Source organism: Streptomyces sp. NPDC051286, from assembly GCF_044455345.1.
Lineage (GTDB): Bacteria > Actinomycetota > Actinomycetes > Streptomycetales > Streptomycetaceae > Streptomyces.
The window spans coordinates 1-19,295 of record NZ_JBITER010000072.1 but is presented as its reverse complement, the minus strand read 5'-3'; the positions used below and the strand labels follow the sequence as shown (position 1 = coordinate 19,295).

19 protein-coding genes and 2 pseudogenes are annotated in these 19,295 nt (G+C 69.2%); 13 read left to right on the top strand and 8 right to left on the bottom strand.

What is annotated here, in order from left to right:
• Positions 1-82 (bottom strand): annotated as a pseudogene (locus tag ACIBB8_RS35070) (electron transfer flavoprotein subunit beta); the annotation flags it as partial.
• 108 nt (positions 83-190) lie between these two features.
• Here ACIBB8_RS35070 and ACIBB8_RS35065 point away from each other — a divergent pair.
• The 5 genes from ACIBB8_RS35065 to ACIBB8_RS35045 all read left to right on the top strand — a co-directional run bounded on the left by ACIBB8_RS35065 (position 191) and on the right by ACIBB8_RS35045 (position 5,364).
• On the top strand, positions 191-898 hold the full coding sequence (locus ACIBB8_RS35065; protein ID WP_398959112.1) for a TetR family transcriptional regulator: 708 nt from the start codon (positions 191-193) through the stop codon (positions 896-898).
• A 133-nt stretch (positions 899-1,031) separates the two neighbouring features.
• Positions 1,032-1,445 (top strand): Zn-ribbon domain-containing OB-fold protein, encoded by a 414-nt coding sequence (locus ACIBB8_RS35060; RefSeq protein WP_398959110.1) that lies wholly within the window; start codon positions 1,032-1,034, stop codon positions 1,443-1,445.
• A gap of 334 nt (positions 1,446-1,779) precedes the next feature.
• Positions 1,780-3,498: a cytochrome c oxidase subunit I gene (gene ctaD, locus ACIBB8_RS35055; protein WP_398959115.1), complete on the top strand. Its 1,719-nt coding sequence runs from the start codon at positions 1,780-1,782 to the stop codon at positions 3,496-3,498.
• 25 nt (positions 3,499-3,523) lie between these two features.
• Complete coding sequence (locus ACIBB8_RS35050; RefSeq protein WP_398959108.1) at positions 3,524-3,868, top strand: hypothetical protein; 345 nt, start codon at positions 3,524-3,526, stop codon at positions 3,866-3,868.
• A gap of 134 nt (positions 3,869-4,002) precedes the next feature.
• Positions 4,003-5,364, top strand: a complete 1,362-nt coding sequence (locus ACIBB8_RS35045) for an NAD(P)/FAD-dependent oxidoreductase (RefSeq protein WP_398959106.1) — start codon at positions 4,003-4,005, stop codon at positions 5,362-5,364.
• Positions 5,365-5,601: 237 nt separating this feature from the next.
• On the opposite strand, the gene ACIBB8_RS35040 is transcribed toward ACIBB8_RS35045, so the two are convergent.
• From ACIBB8_RS35040 to mutA, 4 genes are all read right to left on the bottom strand, one after another.
• Positions 5,602-6,591: an aldo/keto reductase family protein gene (locus ACIBB8_RS35040; protein ID WP_398959104.1), complete on the bottom strand. Its 990-nt coding sequence runs from the start codon at positions 6,589-6,591 to the stop codon at positions 5,602-5,604.
• A gap of 474 nt (positions 6,592-7,065) precedes the next feature.
• Complete coding sequence (meaB, locus tag ACIBB8_RS35035; RefSeq protein ID WP_398959102.1) at positions 7,066-8,064, bottom strand: methylmalonyl Co-A mutase-associated GTPase MeaB; 999 nt, start codon at positions 8,062-8,064, stop codon at positions 7,066-7,068.
• A gap of 12 nt (positions 8,065-8,076) precedes the next feature.
• Entirely contained in the window at positions 8,077-10,278 is a 2,202-nt protein-coding gene (gene scpA, locus ACIBB8_RS35030; RefSeq protein ID WP_398959100.1) for a methylmalonyl-CoA mutase, read from the bottom strand.
• A complete protein-coding gene (mutA, locus tag ACIBB8_RS35025) occupies positions 10,278-12,137 on the bottom strand; it encodes a methylmalonyl-CoA mutase small subunit (protein ID WP_398959098.1) in 1,860 nt (619 codons plus the stop codon). The genes scpA and mutA overlap by 1 nt, the downstream gene beginning before the upstream one ends.
• Before the next feature lie 265 nt (positions 12,138-12,402).
• Here mutA and ACIBB8_RS35020 point away from each other — a divergent pair, with 265 nt between their 5' ends.
• The 7 genes from ACIBB8_RS35020 to ACIBB8_RS34990 all read left to right on the top strand — a co-directional run bounded on the left by ACIBB8_RS35020 (position 12,403) and on the right by ACIBB8_RS34990 (position 16,441).
• Positions 12,403-12,630, top strand: a complete 228-nt coding sequence (locus ACIBB8_RS35020; RefSeq protein WP_398959096.1) for a hypothetical protein — start codon at positions 12,403-12,405, stop codon at positions 12,628-12,630.
• A gap of 47 nt (positions 12,631-12,677) precedes the next feature.
• Positions 12,678-13,106, top strand: coding sequence for a DUF6325 family protein (locus ACIBB8_RS35015; protein WP_398959094.1), 429 nt, complete (start codon positions 12,678-12,680; stop codon positions 13,104-13,106).
• Between the two features lie 74 nt (positions 13,107-13,180).
• Positions 13,181-13,498 carry an SHOCT domain-containing protein gene (locus ACIBB8_RS35010; protein WP_398959113.1) on the top strand — a complete coding sequence of 106 codons (318 nt, stop codon included), beginning with the start codon at positions 13,181-13,183 and terminating at the stop codon, positions 13,496-13,498.
• A gap of 123 nt (positions 13,499-13,621) precedes the next feature.
• Positions 13,622-14,419, top strand: coding sequence for a tyrosine-protein phosphatase (locus ACIBB8_RS35005; protein ID WP_398959092.1), 798 nt, complete (start codon positions 13,622-13,624; stop codon positions 14,417-14,419).
• A 108-nt stretch (positions 14,420-14,527) separates the two neighbouring features.
• Positions 14,528-15,439 (top strand): hypothetical protein, encoded by a 912-nt coding sequence (locus tag ACIBB8_RS35000; protein WP_398959091.1) that lies wholly within the window; start codon positions 14,528-14,530, stop codon positions 15,437-15,439.
• Between the two features lie 59 nt (positions 15,440-15,498).
• Positions 15,499-15,930 (top strand): DUF1992 domain-containing protein, encoded by a 432-nt coding sequence (locus ACIBB8_RS34995; RefSeq protein WP_398959089.1) that lies wholly within the window; start codon positions 15,499-15,501, stop codon positions 15,928-15,930.
• Positions 15,931-15,940: 10 nt separating this feature from the next.
• Positions 15,941-16,441: a GNAT family N-acetyltransferase gene (locus ACIBB8_RS34990; RefSeq protein WP_366691148.1), complete on the top strand. Its 501-nt coding sequence runs from the start codon at positions 15,941-15,943 to the stop codon at positions 16,439-16,441.
• 72 nt (positions 16,442-16,513) lie between these two features.
• Here ACIBB8_RS34990 and ACIBB8_RS34985 read toward each other — a convergent pair whose 3' ends face one another.
• The 3 genes from ACIBB8_RS34985 to ACIBB8_RS34975 form a co-directional block, all read right to left on the bottom strand.
• Positions 16,514-16,903, bottom strand: a complete 390-nt coding sequence (locus ACIBB8_RS34985) for a VOC family protein (RefSeq protein ID WP_398959086.1) — start codon at positions 16,901-16,903, stop codon at positions 16,514-16,516.
• A gap of 157 nt (positions 16,904-17,060) precedes the next feature.
• Positions 17,061-17,912, bottom strand: a complete 852-nt coding sequence (locus ACIBB8_RS34980) for a VOC family protein (RefSeq protein ID WP_398959084.1) — start codon at positions 17,910-17,912, stop codon at positions 17,061-17,063.
• Positions 17,913-18,119: 207 nt separating this feature from the next.
• Positions 18,120-18,452 (bottom strand): DUF6479 family protein, encoded by a 333-nt coding sequence (locus tag ACIBB8_RS34975; RefSeq protein WP_398959082.1) that lies wholly within the window; start codon positions 18,450-18,452, stop codon positions 18,120-18,122.
• A 292-nt stretch (positions 18,453-18,744) separates the two neighbouring features.
• Between ACIBB8_RS34975 and ACIBB8_RS34970 the strand changes: the two are divergent.
• Positions 18,745-19,145, top strand: a pseudogene (locus tag ACIBB8_RS34970) (formate dehydrogenase); the annotation flags it as partial.
• Positions 19,146-19,295: the final 150 nt, after the last annotated feature.

Here is a 19,295-nt window from a genome sequence, read left to right as displayed (position 1 = left end):
CCAGCGTCAGATCACCGGCGAAGCGCCGGTCACCGGTCGCGTCGGGCACATACTTCACACAGACAACGATCCTCAAGCTCACGCCGGCTCTCCTAGCAGGGTGTGGGTCCTGAGATAACCCTATGGAACTCAGTACCCTCTGTAAAGGTACGTAGTGTCGAACGGTCGGTTTTGGTGTTAGGTTCCCGGCATGACCGCGGCGCGCAGACCTGTGAAGAAACCCCCCATGCGGGAGGTGCTCGCCGAAGCGGCGTTCCAGCTCTTCCTGGAACGGGGCTTCGAGCGGACCACCGTGGACGACATCGTTGCGCGGGCCGGGGTCGGACGGCGTTCGTTCTTCCGGTACTTCCCCTCCAAGGAGGACGTGGTCTTCCCCGACCACGAGCGCTGCCTCGCCGACATGACCGCGCTCCTGGAGGCGGCCGACGCGGGCGACCCGGTGAGCACGGTGTGCGATGCGGCCCGGCTCGTCCTGCGGATGTATGCGGCGAATCCGGAGTTCTCGGTCCAGCGCTATCACCTCACGCGGGAGGTTCCCGGCCTGCGCACCTACGAGTTGTCCGTGGTGCGCCGCTACGAACGGACGCTGGCCGAATACCTGCGGGGCCGCTACGCCGGCACGCCGGACGGCCCGCTGCACGCCGAGGTGATCGCCGCTGCCGTCGTCGCCGCGCACAACAACGGCCTGCGGTCGTGGCTGCGTTCGGGTGGTGCGGGTGACGCCGAGGCAGCGGTGGACCACGCCCTCGGTGTCGTACAGGAAGTCTGGGGGGCGAAGGCCGCGGGCCCCGCAGGGCCGACCGCGGACGACGAGGAGGTCGTCGTGGTCGTCGCCTCCAAGGGCACGCCGATGTGGCGTGTGGTGCAGAAGGTCGAGTCGGCTCTCGCCGAGGACTAACGGCCCTCTCGGCGCTCATCGCAGAGAAGGAACTCGGTACCTTTACGTCTCGGCACTCAGTGCCATATGGTGCGCCTGCGTCTGTGTCGAGCCACGACGCTGACGCACCGAGCCGAGTTCAGGGGGTCGAGACGTGTCCCATTCCGTTTCAGCGATCGATGCCGCACCGACGGCGCAGGGTCGAACCGGACTGATCTATCAGCACTGCCGCTGGTGCGGCACCGCGTCCTTCAGGCGGCTTCTGTGCCCCGTGTGCGCGTCGAGCGATCTGGAATCCGTACGCAGCGACGGCCTCGGCGTCATCGTGCGGACCAGCGTGGTGCACCGCTACACAGAGGCAGCACGCAACGAGTCGCTCGTCCGGCTGCCCGAAGGCTTCGTGTTCCGGTGCCGTGTCGTGGGCGCCGCGCCGCACCTGGTGCACGTCGGTGCGCGGGTGCGCCCCGTGGCGGAAGTCGCCCCGGAGACGGGGGAGATCGTCCTCGAACTCTGCGACCCCGGTGTGTATGCCGAATGGCAGTACGGAAGCCGAGTTGGGGACGCGTGACATCGAGGGCACCGGTTGCCCCGCCGACGGTGACGTCGGTGCCGCCGGATGCCGGAGCGCGCACGGCAGCGAACGCCCCGGCTGCCCCTTGGCACCGTCGAGCCCATGGCTGATCCGGACCGGACACCGCGACGGGTCAGCACACCCTGATGGGTGAATGTCACGCCATGGCGGGCGCCGGGCAGCCCACGTCGGTCCCGTGGCTGGTTTGCTGCACCAGGAAACTGGCGCGACGCGCCGGGGGACCTGCCGGCCGCCCCGGTGGGAGCGGCGCCCCGCCGGGTGCCGAGTCCGCCCGCGAAGGACCGATCGAAGGAGCGTCGTTGTGGCGACGATGGGCACGGCTGGGGCGGACGAGGCAGACGAGTCGTACGCGAACGAACTCCCGGTACGGAGCAAGGAACCGGGCAATGTCGTCGTCAAATGGATGACCACCACCGATCACAAGACGATCGGAACGTTGTACCTGGTCACCTCGTTCGCCTTCTTCGTCGTCGGTGGCGTGATGGCACTCATCATGCGCGCCGAGCTGGCCCGCCCCGGCATGCAGCTCATCTCGAGCGAGCAGTTCAACCAGTTGTTCACGATTCACGGCACGATCATGTTGCTGATGTTCGCGACGCCGCTGTTCGCCGGGTTCACGAACTGGATCATGCCGCTGCAGATCGGCGCGCCCGACGTGGCCTTCCCGCGGCTGAACATGTTCGCTTACTGGCTGTATCTTTTCGGCTCGATCATCGTGGTGGCCGGCTTCGTGACTCCGGCGGGGGCGGCGGACTTCGGCTGGTTCGCCTACTCCCCGCTGACCGATGCAGCCCATTCGCCCAGCATCGGCAGCGATATGTGGATCATGGGCCTGGCCTTCTCCGGCTTCGGCACGATCCTCGGTTCGGTCAACTTCATCACTACGATCATCTGCCTGCGCGCACCGGGCATGACGATGTTCCGGATGCCGATCTTCGTGTGGAACGTACTGCTGACCGCCGTGCTGGTCCTGCTGGCCTTCCCGGTCCTGGCAGCTGCCCTTCTGGTGCTGGAGGCGGACCGCAAGTTCGGGGCGCGGGTCTTCGAGGCAGCCAATGGCGGCGCACTGCTCTGGCAGCACCTCTTCTGGTTCTTCGGCCACCCGGAGGTGTACATCATTGCTCTGCCGTTCTTCGGCATCGTCACCGAGATCATCCCCGTCTTCAGCCGTAAACCGGTCTTCGGGTACATCGGACTGATCAGCGCCACCATCTCCATCGCGGGCCTCTCGGCAACCGTGTGGGCGCATCACATGTTCGTCACCGGCGGTGTGCTGTTGCCGTTCTTCTCGTTCGTGACGTTCTTGATCGCGGTGCCGACCGGTGTGAAGTTCTTCAACTGGATCGGCACGATGTGGAAGGGATCGCTGTCCTTCGAGACACCGATGCTCTGGGCCGTCGGTTTTCTGGTGACCTTCCTCTTCGGTGGTCTGACCGGCGTCATCCTGGCCTCGCCGCCGCTGGACTTCCACGTCTCGGACTCGTATTTCGTCGTCGCGCACTTCCACTACGTCGTCTTCGGCACCGTGGTCTTCGCGATGTTCGCCGGATTCCACTTCTGGTGGCCGAAGTTCACCGGCAAGATGCTGGACGAGCGGCTCGGCAAGATCTCGTTCTGGACGCTGTTCGTGGGCTTCCACGGCACGTTCCTGGTGCAGCACTGGCTCGGCGCGGAGGGCATGCCGCGTCGTTACGCGGACTACCTCGCCGCTGACGGCTTCACCCTGCTGAACACGATCTCGACGATCTCCTCGTTCCTCCTCGGACTGTCGATGCTGCCGTTCTTCTACAACGTGTGGAAGACCGCAAAGTACGGCAAGGCGGTCGGCGTCGACGACCCGTGGGGCTACGGCCGTTCGCTGGAGTGGGCAACCTCCTGCCCGCCGCCGCGGCACAACTTCCTCACCCTGCCGCGGATCCGCTCCGAATCCCCGGCGTTCGACCTGCACCACCCCGCCGTACGCACCCTCGACGAAGCGAAGAACCGCCCGCGCACCGCCCCCGGGGGTCCGGGGCAGAACCCGGCGTGACGGAGTCCTGGTGAAAGGAGGACGAATGGACGACGACAAGGACAACACGGCCCGCGGTCTGGCACAGATGGAGGGCTACCTGCTGTGGAACGCCGAGGTCGAGGAGGCGCGCAGACGGGCCGCCCGGTTCACCGGCGAGCTGCCCTGGCTCACCACCGCCCAGTGTGAGGAAGTGGAGCGCGTCTACACGGCGGACCGGGTTGCCGCATCCCGGGCGATGCTGTCGCGGATCTCGGACCGCGCCGTCGAACTGCGCGGCGAGTACAACGACCGGTACCGCGCGCTCAGAGCACGCTGCGTCGCGACCGTTGTCGTCACCGCAGGCGCGGTCGGCGGCACGTGCACAGCCCTCACCCTGCTGACCCGCTGAACTCCCCGCCGTCGTCCGTTCCGCCGTCCTCAGCGGGCGAAGTCGGACGCGATTCGTGAGGATGTGGGGTGATGAGCGCGTGTGACCGGGCAGGAGTACGGGCCGCCGCGCAGCCCCGAGAAGGGACGAACACCGTGGTACGACCCAGGATCCTCGTCGTCGGCGCCGGATTTGCCGGGGTCGAGTGCGTACGCCGTCTGGAGCGCGGACTCAACCTCGGCGAGGCGGACATCGCGCTCGTCGCCCCGTTCTCCTACCAGCTCTACCTGCCGCTGCTGCCCCAGGTGGCCGCAGGCGTCCTCACCCCACAGTCCGTCGCGGTGTCGCTGCGCCGCAGCCGTCGGTACCGCACCCGGATCATCCCCGGCGGAGCAATCGGCGTGGACCCGAAGGCGAAGGTCTGCGTCATCCGCAAGATCACCGACGAGATCGTCGACGAACCGTACGACTACATCGTCCTCGCCCCCGGCAGCGTCACTCGTACGTTCGACATCCCGGGGCTGCTCGACAACGCCCGTGGCATGAAGACGCTGGCCGAGGCCGCGTACGTACGCGACCATGTGATCGCACAGCTCGACCTGGCGGACGCCAGCCACGACGAGGACGAACGGGCCTCCCGGCTGCAGTTCGTGGTGGTCGGCGGCGGCTACGCGGGCACCGAGACCGCGGCGTGTCTGCAGCGGCTCACCATGAACGCCGTCGGGCAATACCCCCGGCTCGACCCGAAGCTCATCAAGTGGCACCTGGTCGACATCGCCCCGAAGCTGATGCCGGAACTGGGGGACAAGCTCGGACTCAGCGCCCTGGCAGTCCTGCGCGAGCGAGGCATTGAGGTGTCGCTCGGCGTCTCCGTCGCCGAAGCCGGACCGGACATCGTGACGCTCACCGACGGCCGCGTCCTGCCCTGCCGCACACTGATCTGGACGGCCGGCGTCACCGCGAGCCCGCTGGTCGCCACCTTCGACGCCGAAACGGTGCGAGGCCGGCTGGCAGTAACACCCGAGATGACGCTGCCGGGGTTCGACGGCGTCTTCGCGCTCGGTGACGCCGCCGCCGTGCCGGACCTGATCAAGGGCGACGGCGCGGTCTGCCCGCCCACCGCGCAGCACGCCATGCGTCAGGGACGCAGGCTCGCCGACAACCTGATCGCGACTCTGCGGCACCAGCCGCTGAAGCCGTACGTCCACAGGGACCTCGGGCTCGTCGTGGACCTCGGCGGCAAGGACGCGGTCTCCAAGCCGCTCGGCATCGAGATGCATGGCATCGCCGCGCAGGCCGTGGCCCGTGGCTATCACTGGTCGTCGCTGCGCACCAATGTGGCCAAGGCCCGCGTCATGACCAACTGGATGCTCAACGCGATCGCCGGTGACGACTTCGTACGCACCGGATTCCAGGCCAGGCATCCCGCCACGTTGCGCGACTTCGAGCACACGGACACCTACCTCACACCTGCACAGGTCCGTGAGCACACGGCGTCGATGACCGCCCGCGGCTGATGTCGGATTTCCTCAGCGGGTCCGGTCACATTGCTCCGGCGGCGCGTGTCATGGCACCGACGGACGGAGCTCCGTCGCAGTGACAGTCAGCAGAAGTGTCGTACGAGTGACCCATGGGACCGGCACTTTGTGACCGGGGGGCGCCCGCCGACGGGGCGTCGGAACGCCCCGTACGAGGGAGGGCCGGGCCACCCGGACGGTGGCCCGGCCCTCCCCCGTCGCAGGTGACCGGTCGACTCAGTCGTGGACCGCGGTCAGCGCAGGGTTGCGTTCCACCACCGGCTCCAGTACGTCGTCGATGGCCTTGAGGAGGTCCGCGTCGAGCGTCACGCCCGCCGCCTTGGCGTTCTCCGTGACCTGCTCGGGCCGGGAGGCGCCGATGATCGCGGCGGAGACGTTGGAGTTCTGCAGCACCCAGGCGACGGCCAGCTGGGCAAGGCTCAGACCGGCTTCGTCGGCGAGCGGCCGCAGCCGCTGGACGCGCTCCAGGACGTCGTCGCGGAGCCACCTGGCGACGAAGTCCGCACCGCCCTTCTCATCGGTCGCCCGAGAACCCGCCGGAGGCTGCGCCCCCGGCTTGTACTTGCCGGTCAGCACGCCCTGGGCGATCGGCGACCAGACGATCTGACCGATGCCGAGCTCCTCGGAGGCGGGCACCACTTCGGCCTCGATGACCCGCCACAGCGCCGAGTACTGCGGTTGGTTGGAGATGAACGGAACGTTCAGCTCGCGGGCCAGCCGGTGTCCGGCGCGCAGCTGGTCGGCCGTCCACTCGGAGACGCCGATATAGAGGGCCTTGCCGGATCGGACCACGTCGGCGAACGCCTCCATGGTCTCCTCCAGCGGCGTGGAGTGGTCGTAGCGGTGGGCCTGGTACAGGTCCACGTAGTCGGTTTGCAGCCGGCGCAGGGAGTTGTCGATCGACTCGAGGATGTGCTTGCGGCCCAGGCCGCGGTCGTTCTGCCCCGGGCCGGTCGGGAAGTAGACCTTGGTGAACACCTCGATGCTCTCGCGGCGCTGGTCCTTGAGCGCCCGGCCGAGGACGGCCTCGGCGCGGGTCTCGGCGTAGACGTCCGCCGTGTCGAAGGTGGTGATTCCGGCGTCCAGGGCGGCGCGGATGCAGGCGACGGCCGCGTCCTCCTCCACCTGGGAGCCGTGGGTGATCCAATTCCCGTAGGCGATCTCACTGATCGTCAGACCGCTGCGGCCGAGTCGGCGGAATTCCATGTGCCTGCTCTCCCTGTGCTGATACGTGAACACGTCATGCTATGCGGAGGGGGTGCGAGCTGTTGCCGGTTTGCTGCGCTGAAGTGAGTTGTGGTGAGCGGGAGTGAGTCCTGCTGGTGGGTTGGTGGGGGTGAGGACAGCCGCGTCCTGGACGCGTTCGCACATGCTCGCCGGTGGACGTCGACTTCAGCCCGCTCCGCAGCAACGACCCGCCAGGGGCCGACGGCTACGGCCAGGCAGCATGACCGCTCGCCCTACAGCTGCGCCAGGAGGCGTTCCTTGCCCGACCGGTCCGGCCAGGTGCCGAAGTCCATCAGGCCGGGGAACGCGGCGCGCACCGGCGCAAGAAGTCGCCGCTCGTGTACCCCCACGGCCCTTCTCGGCCCGCAGTGGCGCCACGGCAACCACGGGTTCCAGGCCCACCTGGCCCTCACCACGCACTGCACGGCGGGGCGAGGGCCGGAGAACCGCGGATCAGCCGTTGCGCGCCTCGCCCCGGAACGCGGCGAGGATCTCCTCGGCGGCGAGTGTCGCCGTCAACTCGCCGTCACGCACACGCTGTTCGAGAGCCGGTGTCAGGGTGCGGACGTCCGGATGGCTGCGCAGACTGTCCAGCAGCTCGTCCCGCACCATCGTCCAGGTCCAGTCGACCTGCTGCTCGCGTCGCTTTGCGGCGAGCCGCCCCGTGGAGTCCAGCAGCGCACGGTGCTGCTCCAGCCGCTCCCACAACGTGTCGAGACCGGTCGATTCACGGGCGCTGCACGTCAGCACCGGGGGATTCCACGCCGCGTCGGCCGGGTGCATCAGCCGCAGGGCGCCCGCCAGTTCACGGGCCGCCGCACGCGCGTCCCGCTCGTGCGGACCGTCGGCCTTGTTCACCGCGATGGCGTCCGCCAGTTCCAGGACCCCCTTCTTGATGCCCTGCAGCTGATCGCCGGTACGGGCCAGCGTGAGCAGCAGAAAGGTGTCGACCATCTGGGCCACGGCCGTCTCCGACTGGCCCACGCCGACCGTCTCCACCAGCACCACGTCGTAACCCGCGGCTTCCATCACCACGATGGACTCCCGGGTCGCCTTGGCCACCCCGCCCAGTGTCCCGGCGGTGGGGGAGGGGCGTACGAACGCCGCCGGATCGACCGCGAGCCGCTCCATCCTGGTTTTGTCCCCCAGGATGGAGCCGCCGGTGCGACTGGAGGACGGATCGACCGCCAGCACCGCAACCCGGTGTCCGAGCCCGGTGAGCATCGTGCCGAGCGCGTCGATGAAAGTGGACTTCCCGACCCCGGGCACCCCGCTGATGCCGATGCGCCGGGCGTTACCCGACTGCGGCAGCAGCTCGCGGAGCAACTGCTGGGCCAGCGCCCGGTGATCGGGGCGGGTGGACTCGACGAGAGTGATGGCGCGCGCGATGTGCGCCCGCTTCCCGTCGAGCACTCCCTTCACATAGCTGTCGATATCGATCGTCGGAGCCATCGGGTCAGCGGCTCACAGCTCATGGCCGAGCGCGGCACCGAGCCGCGTCACCAGATCGAAGGCGGCGTCGGGGATCACCGTGCCGGGCGGGAACACGGCGGTCGCGCCCGCCTCGTGCAGCGCCTCGACGTCCTGCGGCGGGATCACCCCGCCCACGACGATCATGATGTCGTCGCGGCCCTCGGCGGCCAGCTCTGCACGGAGCGCCGGCACGAGAGTGAGGTGCCCGGCCGCCAGCGAGGAGACACCCACGATGTGGACGTCCGCCTCGACCGCCTGCCGCGCCACCTCCGCCGGCGTCTGGAACAGCGGGCCGACGTCGACGTCGAAGCCCAGGTCGGCGAAGGCCGTGGAGATCACCTTCTGACCCCGGTCGTGGCCGTCCTGGCCCATCTTGGCGACCAGGATGCGCGGACGGCGCCCCTCCGCCTCCTCGAACCGGTCGACCAGCGTCCGGGTACGGTCCACGGAAGGTGACTCCCCAGCCTCGTTGCGGTACACACCGGAGATCGTACGGATCTGGCCTGCGTGCCTCCCGTACACCTTCTCCAGTGCGTCCGAGATCTCGCCGACCGTGGCCATCGCGCGGGCCGCGTCGACCGCGAGCGCCAGCAGATTGCCGTCGAGGCCCGGGCCGGGACCGCGCTCGGCAGCCGCCGTCAGTGCTCGCAGCGACGCCTGGCAGGCGTCGTCGTCGCGCTCCGCGCGCAGCCGCCGCAGCTTCTCGATCTGTTGGGATCGCACCGACGAGTTGTCGACCTTGAGCACATCGATCTGCTCATCGGTCTTCACCCGGTACTTGTTGACCCCGATCACCGGCTGCCGCCCGGAGTCGATCCGGGCCTGCGTACGGGCCGCAGCCTCCTCCACCCGGAGCTTCGGGATGCCCGCGTCGATGGCCTGTGCCATCCCGCCCGCCGCCTCGACCTCCTCGATGTGCTGCCAGGCCCGTCGCGCCAGGTCGTACGTCAGCTTCTCCACATACGCGCTGCCCCCCCACGGGTCGATGACCCGGCCGGTACCCGACTCCTGCTGCAGCAGCAGCTGGGTGTTCCGGGCGATCCGCGCCGAGAAGTCCGTCGGCAGCGCGAGGGCCTCGTCGAGGGCGTTGGTGTGCAGCGACTGGGTGTGCCCCTGAGTGGCGGCCATCGCCTCCACACAGGTCCGTGTGACGTTGTTGAAGACGTCCTGCGCCGTGAGCGACCATCCCGATGTCTGCGAATGGGTGCGCAGCGAAAGGGACTTGGCGTTCTTCGGCTCGAACTCCTTGACCAGCTTCGCCCAGAGCAGCCGAGCCGCCCGCAGCTTCGCGATCTCCATGAAGAAGTTCATGCCGATGGCCCAGAAGAAGGACAGCCGCGGTGCGAACGCGTCGACATCGAGACCGGCGTCCCGCCCGGCCCGCAGATACTCCACCCCGTCCGCGAGGGTGTACGCCAGCTCCAGATCGGCCGTCGCACCCGCTTCCTGGATGTGATAGCCGGAGATGGAGATCGAGTTGTAGCGCGGCATCTTCTGCGAGGTGTACGCGAAGATGTCGGAGATGATCCGCATCGAGGGCTTCGGCGGATAGATGTAGGTGTTACGGACCATGAACTCCTTGAGGATGTCGTTCTGAATGGTCCCGGCCAGCTTCTCGGGCGGTACGCCCTGCTCCTCGGCGGCCACGATGTACAGCGCGAGTACGGGGAGCACCGCGCCGTTCATCGTCATCGACACTGTCATACGGTCCAGCGGAATGCCGTCGAACAGCTGGCGCATGTCGTAGATCGAGTCGATCGCCACGCCCGCCATGCCGACATCGCCGGTCACCCGCGGGTGGTCGCTGTCGTAGCCGCGGTGGGTCGGCAGGTCGAAGGCGACGGAGAGTCCCTTCTGCCCGGCCGCGAGATTGCGGCGGTAGAAGGCGTTGGACTCCTCGGCCGTGGAGAAGCCCGCGTACTGGCGGATCGTCCAGGGCTGGTTGACGTACATCGTCGGGTAGGGACCGCGCAGATACGGGGCCATACCCGGGTACGTGCCGAGGAAGTCGAGTCCTTCCAGGTCACGCCCGGTGTACAGCGGCTTGACCGAGATGCCCTCCGGCGTCTCCCACAGCAGATCGCCTTCGGGGTCGCCGGTGGACTCCTTCACCGCTGTGCGCCACTGGTCCTCGGACCCCTCGGCGCCGGTGCCCGGCCCGAGTTCGATGTCGGAGAAGTCGGGGATCCGCATTACGCCACACCCATACGGTCGAGAACGGAGGAGAGCACGGCCACCACATCGCAGCCCGCGAAGACGTACGCGTCGACATCGGGATACTCGGCGGGCCGGCCCGCGAGGAACACCCGCTGCGCACCGGCCGCGCGCAGCGCCGAGGCCACGGCACCGGCCTGCTCGGCGTAAAGCGCGTCGCTGGAACACAGCACCGCCACACCTGCCCCACTGGCGGCGAAGGCTCCGGCGGCCGTCGACGCGTCCACCGACACCGGGTCGTGCACGGGCTCGATTCCGCCTGCCTGGAACAGGTTGGCGGCGAACGTGGCCCGCGCGGTGTGCGCCGACACGGGTCCGAGTGCGGCGAGGAACACCCGTGGGCGGCTGCCCGTCGCCGCCAGATGGGCGTCCGACCGCGCGCGCAGCGCCTCGAACGCCTCGTCACGACGGACCACCGGGAGGCCGGCCGGCGCGCCACCGGAGCCGGGAGCGGTCTCGCGCTCCACCGGCCGCTCCGCCAGCTGTGGGAACTCGCTGACCCCGGTGATCGGCTCCTTGCGCCGTGCCAGATCCTTGCTGCGTGCCGCCCAGGTGGCTGCCAGCCGCTCACCGACCAGGCCGGAGGCCAGCGCCGCGGCCTGGCCGCCCGCCCGCTCGATCTCCTGGAAGAACGTCCAGGCCGCGTCGGCGAGTTCGGTGGTCAGTCGCTCCACGTACCAGGAGCCGCCCGCCGGGTCGATGACCCGGGCCAGATGCGACTCCTCCAGCAGGATCGTCGATGTATTGCGGGCGATGCGCCGGGCGAACGCGTCGGGCAGCCCCAGCGCGTGATCGAACGGGAGCACGGTGACGGAGTCGGCCCCGCCGACTCCCGCGCCCAGGCATGCCAGCGTCGTCCGCAGCATGTTCACCCACGGATCGCGACGCGTCATCATCACCGGCGACGTCACCGCGTGCTGACGCTGCCCTCCGCCGCCCGGAGCCCCGCACACCTCGGCCACCCGCGCCCACAGCCGGCGTGCCGCCCGCAGCTTGGCGATGGTCAGGAACTGGTCGGCCGTCGCGGCGTACCGGAATTCCACCTGCGCGCAGGCCGCCTCGACGGAGAGCCCCGCCCCGGTCAGCGCCCGAAGATAGGCGACACCCGTGGCCAGCGAACTGCCCAGTTCCTGGGCGGCCGAGCCACCGGCCTCGTGGTACGGCAGTGCGTCCACCGTAAGAGCCCGCAGCCCGGGGTACTCCTTCGCGCACCGCTCCGCCCAGTGCACGGCGGACGCCGGATCCGGAGTATCGCCGCTGCGCGCCGCCTGCCCCAGCGGATCCGCGCCGAGACTGCCGCGCACCGATGCCGCGGCAACCCCGCGCGCCTGATACAGCCGGAGCAGTTCCGTTGCCGCGGCGTCGAGTTCACCGCCCGCGTCGAGCGCGAGGGGAGCCAGATCGAGGTAGACACCGTCCAGCGCCCGCGCCAGACCGGACACCGGTACACCTGCGGTGCCGCCGACGGTCAGCCACAGCGAGGTGACACCGTTTTCCAGATCCGCGAGCACGGCCTCGTTGAGCCGGGCCGGATCCGTCAGGCTGTGCCGCTGCCTGACGTCCCAGCCGCCCACCACGTTCCCCGCGGCCTTGCTGCCGCGGGTGAAGGGGGCGAAGCCCGGATATCCGGCATCGGGCGCGTCATCGCGCGAGGTGTAGAGAGGGCGGGTGATGAGCCCGTCCTCCACCGTGGTGGACAGCGCTTCCTCGGCGGCCGAACCCGCAACATCCTTGCCCGCCTTGCGCAGCACACCTTCGACCAGGCTCTGCCACTGCTCATGGGCTGGATCAGGGAACTCGGCGGCCAACGTAAGCCCGTCAGCAGGCAGGACCGTCATGCCTGGATGCTAGGCGAAGGCTCAGATGAGCAGCAGGGGAACCGCCTGTGACCTTGCCCTCTCCCAACGCGCTTGATCCAGTACGGACGGTGGCGTAGTCGGAGATCCGTCAAGACCTTGGTGTTTCCTCGACTCCTGCCGTCATCTGCTCCATGGATCTGCTGCGGATTTGCTGCCTGCATTGCATATGCAAGATTATTCCGAATATTTTGTCGCACATACGGTCCTGTATGACCGGGTGAGCGGTGCACGCCTGCCGGGGGGCTTGCCCGGTACAACCTGCCGCGACGGGCGGCTGGTCATCTCCGCCGAGACCTCGGATCCGGTCGCCGAGATCCCCCTCACCCCCGAAACGGCCGCCGAACGGGGGCTCGTCGCAGGTACGGCCGTGTGGACCAGCGTCAAGGCCACCGAGGTCACCTCGTCGCTCTCTGCCCGTGGCGCCACGGAGGCCGCCATAACGGGCAGATTGTCACAGTGCAGCACTAAATGACCGAAGTTATGCTGCTGACATTCCGTCCTTCAGGAGAGGAAACGCCCGTGGCTGTGGGACCAGTGGAGTACGTCGTCGTCGCATTCCCCGGCAGTCATTTCACCGGGGCCATCGCGCCGGCGCTGGCGGAGGTGGTCGCCTCGAAGGCGGTGCGAATCCTCGACCTCACGTTTGTGTACCGCGCCGAGGACGGCACGCTCGACATGGTCGAACTGGAGGACCTCGACCCTGATGACCTGGTGTCCTTCGAGCCGGTCGAGGGAGTGGTCAGCGGCCTGCTGAACAGCGAGGACATCCACGCCCTCGGGGAGAGTGTGCCCCGGGGCAGCTCCGCCGCGCTGATCGTGTGGGAGGACCTGTGGGCGCTACCGCTCACGGAGGCCGTTCGCGCCTCGGGCGGCCAGCTGGTGGCCCATGAGCGGATCCCGGCCGACGTCGCGGAAGCGGCCGTGGCCGCCGCGGGTTCCGCCGGCTGAACCTGCCCCGCCCGCCAACCGTCGTCATCGCACTGGAAGGGGCGCACATCATGCCGATTTTCCGAGGACCGGGCATGAACCGCCGCGGACCGGGACTGCTTGGCGCCGTGGCGCGCACAGCCGTCGTCGCCGGAACCGCATCGGCGGTCGGTGGACAGGTCCAGAGGCATCAGCAGGAGAAGTGGGGGGCCCAGGAAGCTGTCGCACAGCAACAGGTGGAGGAACAGCGGGCCGTACAGCAGCAACAGGCCATGCAGCAACAGGTTGCGCCGTCCGCGCCTGCGGCGGACGACCTCCTCGATCGACTGGAACGGCTGGCCGAGCTGAAGAAGCAAGGCGTTCTGACCGAAGCCGAGTTCGAGGCGCAGAAGGCGAAGATTCTGGCAGGCTGACCCGGCCGCCGCCCACCGCCCCGTTCCCGGCTTTTCTATTGTCGATCTTCCGGCAGCCTGCGAGTTGATTCGGCCGAGCCGAATCAACTGATCAGCCGTGTCCGGAATGAGGGGAAGATCATCGTGCAGACCGCCAGGCCCGTTCCGGCAGCCACCGTCATCAATATGCGCGACCTGGGCGGCATTTCGCTGGGTCCCGACCGCCATGTCCGGCCCGGTGCGGTAGTGCGCTCCGGTCAGCTCAGTGAGCTCGACACGGTGCGCGATCCGGCGGTGACCGCCCTCGGTATCCGTACGGTCGTCGACCTGCGGACCGCAGATGAGCGCATGGCGGCCCCGGACCGGCTGCCTCCGGGAGCCCGGCTGTTCGTCGCCGACGTCCTTGGTGACAACCCGGGCGTGGCGCCCGCCCGGCTGCGCGCGCTGCTCGCCGACCGGGTGGCCGCGGACGAACTGCTCGGCGGCGGAAAGGCCGAGGGGCTGTTCGCGCAGACATACCGGCAGATGGTGCTGTCGCCGGGTGCCTCGGCCGCGTACCGGGCGTTCGTCGAGACGACCGCGGACGACGGGGCCCGTCCGGTGCTCTTCCACTGCACTGCGGGCAAGGACCGAACCGGCTGGGCCACCGCGTTGCTCCTGCTGATGGTCGGGGCCTCGCGCGAGGTCGTACGTGCTGAGTTCCTTGCCGTGAATCCGGTGGTGCGGGCCGCTTTCCGCCCGTATGTTCAGGGCTTTCTGGACGCAGGTGGCGACCCGGAGATCGCCGCCGCGATCATCGAGGTCCGCCCCCGCTATCTCGATGTCGCCCTGGATGCCATGGACGAGCGGTGGGGCGGGCTCGACGGATATGTGCGCGACGGGCTGCGGATCCCCGAACCCGTGGTTGAGCGGCTGCGGAGCCGGCTCGTGGTCTCCGCCTGATCCCGGAACCGGCCGTCGTCCAGGGTGTCCGCGGGTTGACAACATACCCCTGGGGGGTATGTTGTTGGCCTGTCGGAAGCGCCCGCTTCCCTGTCGATGGAGGCCGTCATGAACAACGGACTGAAGATCACCGTCTTTGCCGCCGCGCTTGCTGCGACCTTCGGGACGGCGTACGGCGTCGGAAAGGGCGTCGACCCGATGGTCTCCACCGGTGCTCACGCGCCGCGGCAGCACGGCGGTCATGGCGCCACCGGGCGGGATGGCGCGGCCGAGCACGGGCCCGGCGGACTGCAGATATCCGAGGACGGCTATACGCTGGCGCTCGACGCGCCCGGAGTCGCCGCGGGCGGCCGGGCCGTGATCCGGTTCGCGATCGAGGACGACGCCGGCCGCAAGGTCACCGCCTTCCGGCGTGAACACGGCAAGGAACTGCATTTCATCCTTGCCTCGCGCGACCTCACCGAGTACCGGCATCTGCACCCCGTCCGCGCGGTCGACGGCACCTGGTCGACCTCCGTCGATCTGCCGAGAGCCGGTGACTACCGGGCATTCGCGGACTTCACCCCGGCCGCCGAAGGCGCCAGGAACGTCACGCTGGGCGCGGATCTCCCGGTCTCCGGCGCCTACCGCCCCACCGCTCCACCGGCCGCCCGCAGCACGGCCGAGGTCGAGGGCTACCGGGTTGCCCTCGGTGGCGAACTCCGGGCCGGCCGGGAGGGCGAACTCGAACTGACCGTCAGCCGCAACGGAAAGCCGGTCACCGATCTGCAGCCCTATCTCGGCGCCTACGGGCACCTTGTTGCCCTGCGTTCCGGGGACCTCGCCTATCTGCACGTCCACCCGAACGACGGCGGTCCCGGACCAGTGGTCTCCTTCGCGGCTACGGCGCCCAGCGCGGGGACGTACCGCCTGTTCCTCGACTTCCGGCACGAGGGAAAGGTCCGAACCGCCGCCTTCACGGTCGAGGTGAAGCCCTCGGTGAGCGCCCGGATTGAGGCAGGCAGCGGGCACCAGCACTGAGGGGCCGCCCCTCGGTATCGTGGGGGACGGGATCATGGGTTCTCCGAGAGGGGCGTACGGTGACCGAGCGCAAACCTCCGGGCGTCAGCTTCGAATCATGGGTCGACAAGCAGATCCGCGATTCCGAGGAGCGCGGCGACTTCTCCCAACTGCCGGGTTTCGGCAAGCCGCTGCCCGATATCGACCGCCCGTACGACGAAGCCTGGTGGATCAAGGCGAAGATGCAGCGCGAAGGCGTGTCGATGCTCCCGCCGGCCCTGGCCCTGCGCAAGGAGGCGGAGGATGTGCGCGAGGCGGTGTCCGGAGCCCGTTCGGAGGCTGAGGTGCGCCGGATGCTCACCGAGGTCAACGAGAAGATCGCGGCGGCGATCCGGCGGCCGCCGCCAGGGCCGCTGTTGAATCTGCGCCCGTTCGACATCGACGCGGTGGTCGGGGAGTGGCGTGACGGACGCTGCTCGGGCCAGGGCCGCGGCCCGTCCACTGATGCGTAATACTCCCTCTATGAGATCGAGTGTTACGTCGTCGAGTGGCGAGGTAGGCCGCGGCGCGGTGCGGGTCCGGCGGGCGACGGCGGGCGATGCGAAGCGTCTCACCCGGCTGGTCAGGAACTCCCGCGCCTACGAGGGGCCCTACGCGCCCATGGTCGCCGGATACCGGGTGGGAGCCGACTACATCGAGACCCATCGGGTGTTCGCAGCCGTCGAGTCGGCGGAGTCCGGTTCCGGTCGGCTGCTCGGGTTCTACTCGCTGATCCTCGACCCGCCGGAACTGGACCTGATGTTCGTCGCCGACGATGCTCAGGGCCTCGGGATCGGCCGCCTGCTCATCCAGCATCTGCGCGGCGAGGCGCGGAATGCCGGCCTCACCGGCGTCCGCGTCGTCTCGCATCCGCCTGCCGAAGGCTTTTACCGCAGTGTGGGCGCTCGGCGGACCGGCACCGAGACCGCCCGGCCGCCCGCCGTGATGTGGGACCGGCCCGAGCTGATGCTCCCGGTCGGCTGACGGACCGCGGAAGGGCCTGGCCGGGACCCGGATGCCCGGTCCCGGCCGAACCCCCTCGTGTGCCGGGCCCCGCTACGAGGCGAAGCCGCCGTAGGGGCGCGTGATGATCTCCATGGCATGGCCGGCGGGATCGAGGAAGTAGATACCCCGGCCGCCGTCATTGTGGTTGATCTCGCCCGGATGCTTCTGGTGCGGATCGGCCCAGTAGGTGATCCCGAGTCCCTTGATGCGGGCGTATGAGGCGTCGAACTCCGCCTCCGACACAAGGAAGGCGTAGTGCTGCCTGGTGATCGATTCGGCGGGAATGGTCGCGAAATCCAGCGTGACCCCGTTCGCGGTGGGGACCGCGATGAACGGACCCCATTCCCCGCCGATTTCCAGACCGAGGATATTCGCCAGAAATTCGGCGGATTCCCGCTTGTCCCGGGCGTGAATGATGGTGTGATTCAACTCGACTGACACTGTGGAATGCCTCCAGCGGGCATCTCACGGGCACCTCCACGCCTCACCCGGCCGGTGACCGACGCGCGATGCCGTACCCAAGATCGTAGGCGAGTCGGTGCCGGGCCGTCGAGTGAGTACGGAGGAGGGAATGCGGAACCATTCCTTCCCAGCCGGTCTACGTGTTCTCCGTGACCTCCACGACCTCCGCGACCTCTGCGGCCGGGGTCCGGACGTCCGTGACGGTGAACAGTCCACCGTCCGGATCCAACAGCGTGGCTTCGCTGCCCTCGCTCGTCGACCGCTCCTCGACGACCGAGCCCCCATGCTCGCGCGCCGAGGCCACCGCCGCCGCCACATCGTCCACCGGGAAGTGGACCTGCCAGTGCGGACGGATCATCGGATCGGGTGCCGCCTCGACCGCCCCGGAGCTGATGCGGGCCAGCTGCCTGCCGCCGCACTCGACGATGACCTCGTCCTTCGCGTACGACACCTCGCAGCAGCCGGGGCGTCCGGTCGCCCAGTCGAGGACCTCGCCATAGAAGATCGCCGCCTCGAAGGCGCTCCTGGTGCGCAGCCGGAGCCAGGCGTGCGAGTAGTTGTCCGGCGCCGGGGGAGAGGTCGCCGGCGCGGTGCGCTCCCAGAATCCGAACACGGCGCCGTCGCGATCCGCTGCCAGCGCCCCGCGCCCCTTGCCGAGGGCCAGCGGACCCACCGCGACCGTTCCGCTGCGCTCGCGGATGCGCGCGGCGGTCACGTCCGCGTCCCGGACGGCGAAGTAGGGAGTCCAGGCGACGGCGACCTGGTAGGCCGTCGCCACCGCCGCGATGCCGGCCACGGGCACCTCGTCGCGGCGCGCCACGGAGAACTCCTGCCCCAGCTTGCCCGCACGGAAGGTCCAGCCCAGTACGGCGCTGTAGAACGCCTGCGCCGATTCCAGGTCGCGGGTCATGAGGTTGACCCAGCAGGGAGCAGCCGACCCTGTGAGCGCAGCCGGCGCGGACACCGTCCTGGGTTTGCTTCCGGTCATGGTCCCACTGCCTTCGTCGGGTCTGCGGCGTGCGTGTGCCAGTGGCCGTCGCGCCTCTACCAGCCTCACTTCGGTCGGCAACTCCCGCAACACCCGCCGGAGCGGTCCCGCTGCCGCAGGCGAGCAGGTCACACTCCGCACAGCGGGGGCGCAGGTGTGATGTCGGGGAAGACGTGGTCAGCCTGCGGCCACTCCCGGGATTCCGGTTCAGTCGCGTGGCTCGTCGGTGTCCCGGCGGATGGGCTCGTTCCCGTGGTCACCGAGTTCGTAGGGCCAGAGTCCCCGTCCGTCGGCCGGGAAGCTGTCGTCGCCGTGGATGTTGCGTTCTTCCAGGTGGGTCCGGTGGTCCGGCCGCGGCGGCTGCTCGTCCGGCCGGGGCGGCGGCAGCTCCTCGGCCCGGCGCCGCTTTCCCAGCCAGACAGCACCGATCAGCACGGCCACCAGGACCACTCCGACAATCGGCATCACCACCTCGGTCGCGTCCCGCCCGACTGCGAGGGGCAGGGCCAAGGAATTGAGGGCTCCGTTCGAAACGTCCATGCATGCCGGATACCCCGGCATGCGGTCGTCATTCGGCAATAGCTATCAATTCATGTTTTAAGTGGATATAAGTCGAAAAGTGTTTCGTTGCTCAGCGGCCTCGATGGCCGAGCGGTGGACGCGCTGCTCCTTCCCATGGCGCAGCGGCCTGCCAGGACAGAGCCCCCGTCGGGCCGGGCGGCACGGGTTCCGCCGCCGGGCCCATCCGTCGCCGTCCCCTTCGTGTCGCCGACACCCAGCCGTGGGGTGAGCCTGGAGAGGGTTCTCGAATCGCCGGAGGGATGCGAGGGCAGTGCCGAATCCGATCGGCCGTTGGCCGGTTTACCGACAGCTGACCAGTGGCGATCCGCTGGGCAGAGGGCGTGCGGCGATGTCGCGGCGTACGGAGGGCCTCCGGTCGCGGACCGCGATCTCCGGCCGGGTGGTGCGGCCCGTCCGCCCCTACTGCACGGTCGGCGGTGGCCGGCCGGTGTACGTCGAGGACGACAGGGTCGTACAGATCGGGGACGACCCCGAGGGCCCTCGCGCCGCCACCAGATGCCGCACCGGTGCCCGCACGCGACGGACAGGGAGCCGCTCGACCTGGAGACGGCCAGGGACATGGTCGGCGACGGGGAGAGCGAGAACCGGCGCAGGACACGGAAGCGGGAGCACGACGGATTCCCTGCGGCCTGCACACCCGGGATCGCCGCCGAGACGTACCCCGAGGGGCGGGCCGGGACACTGCTTCGTTCCGCCCGCCCGCTCACCGCGGCCGGCGCCGCGGGGGGGGGGGGGGGGGGGGGGGGGGGGGGGGGGGGGGGGGGCGCCGGGGGGCGGCGGGGGGGGGGGGGGGGGGGGGGC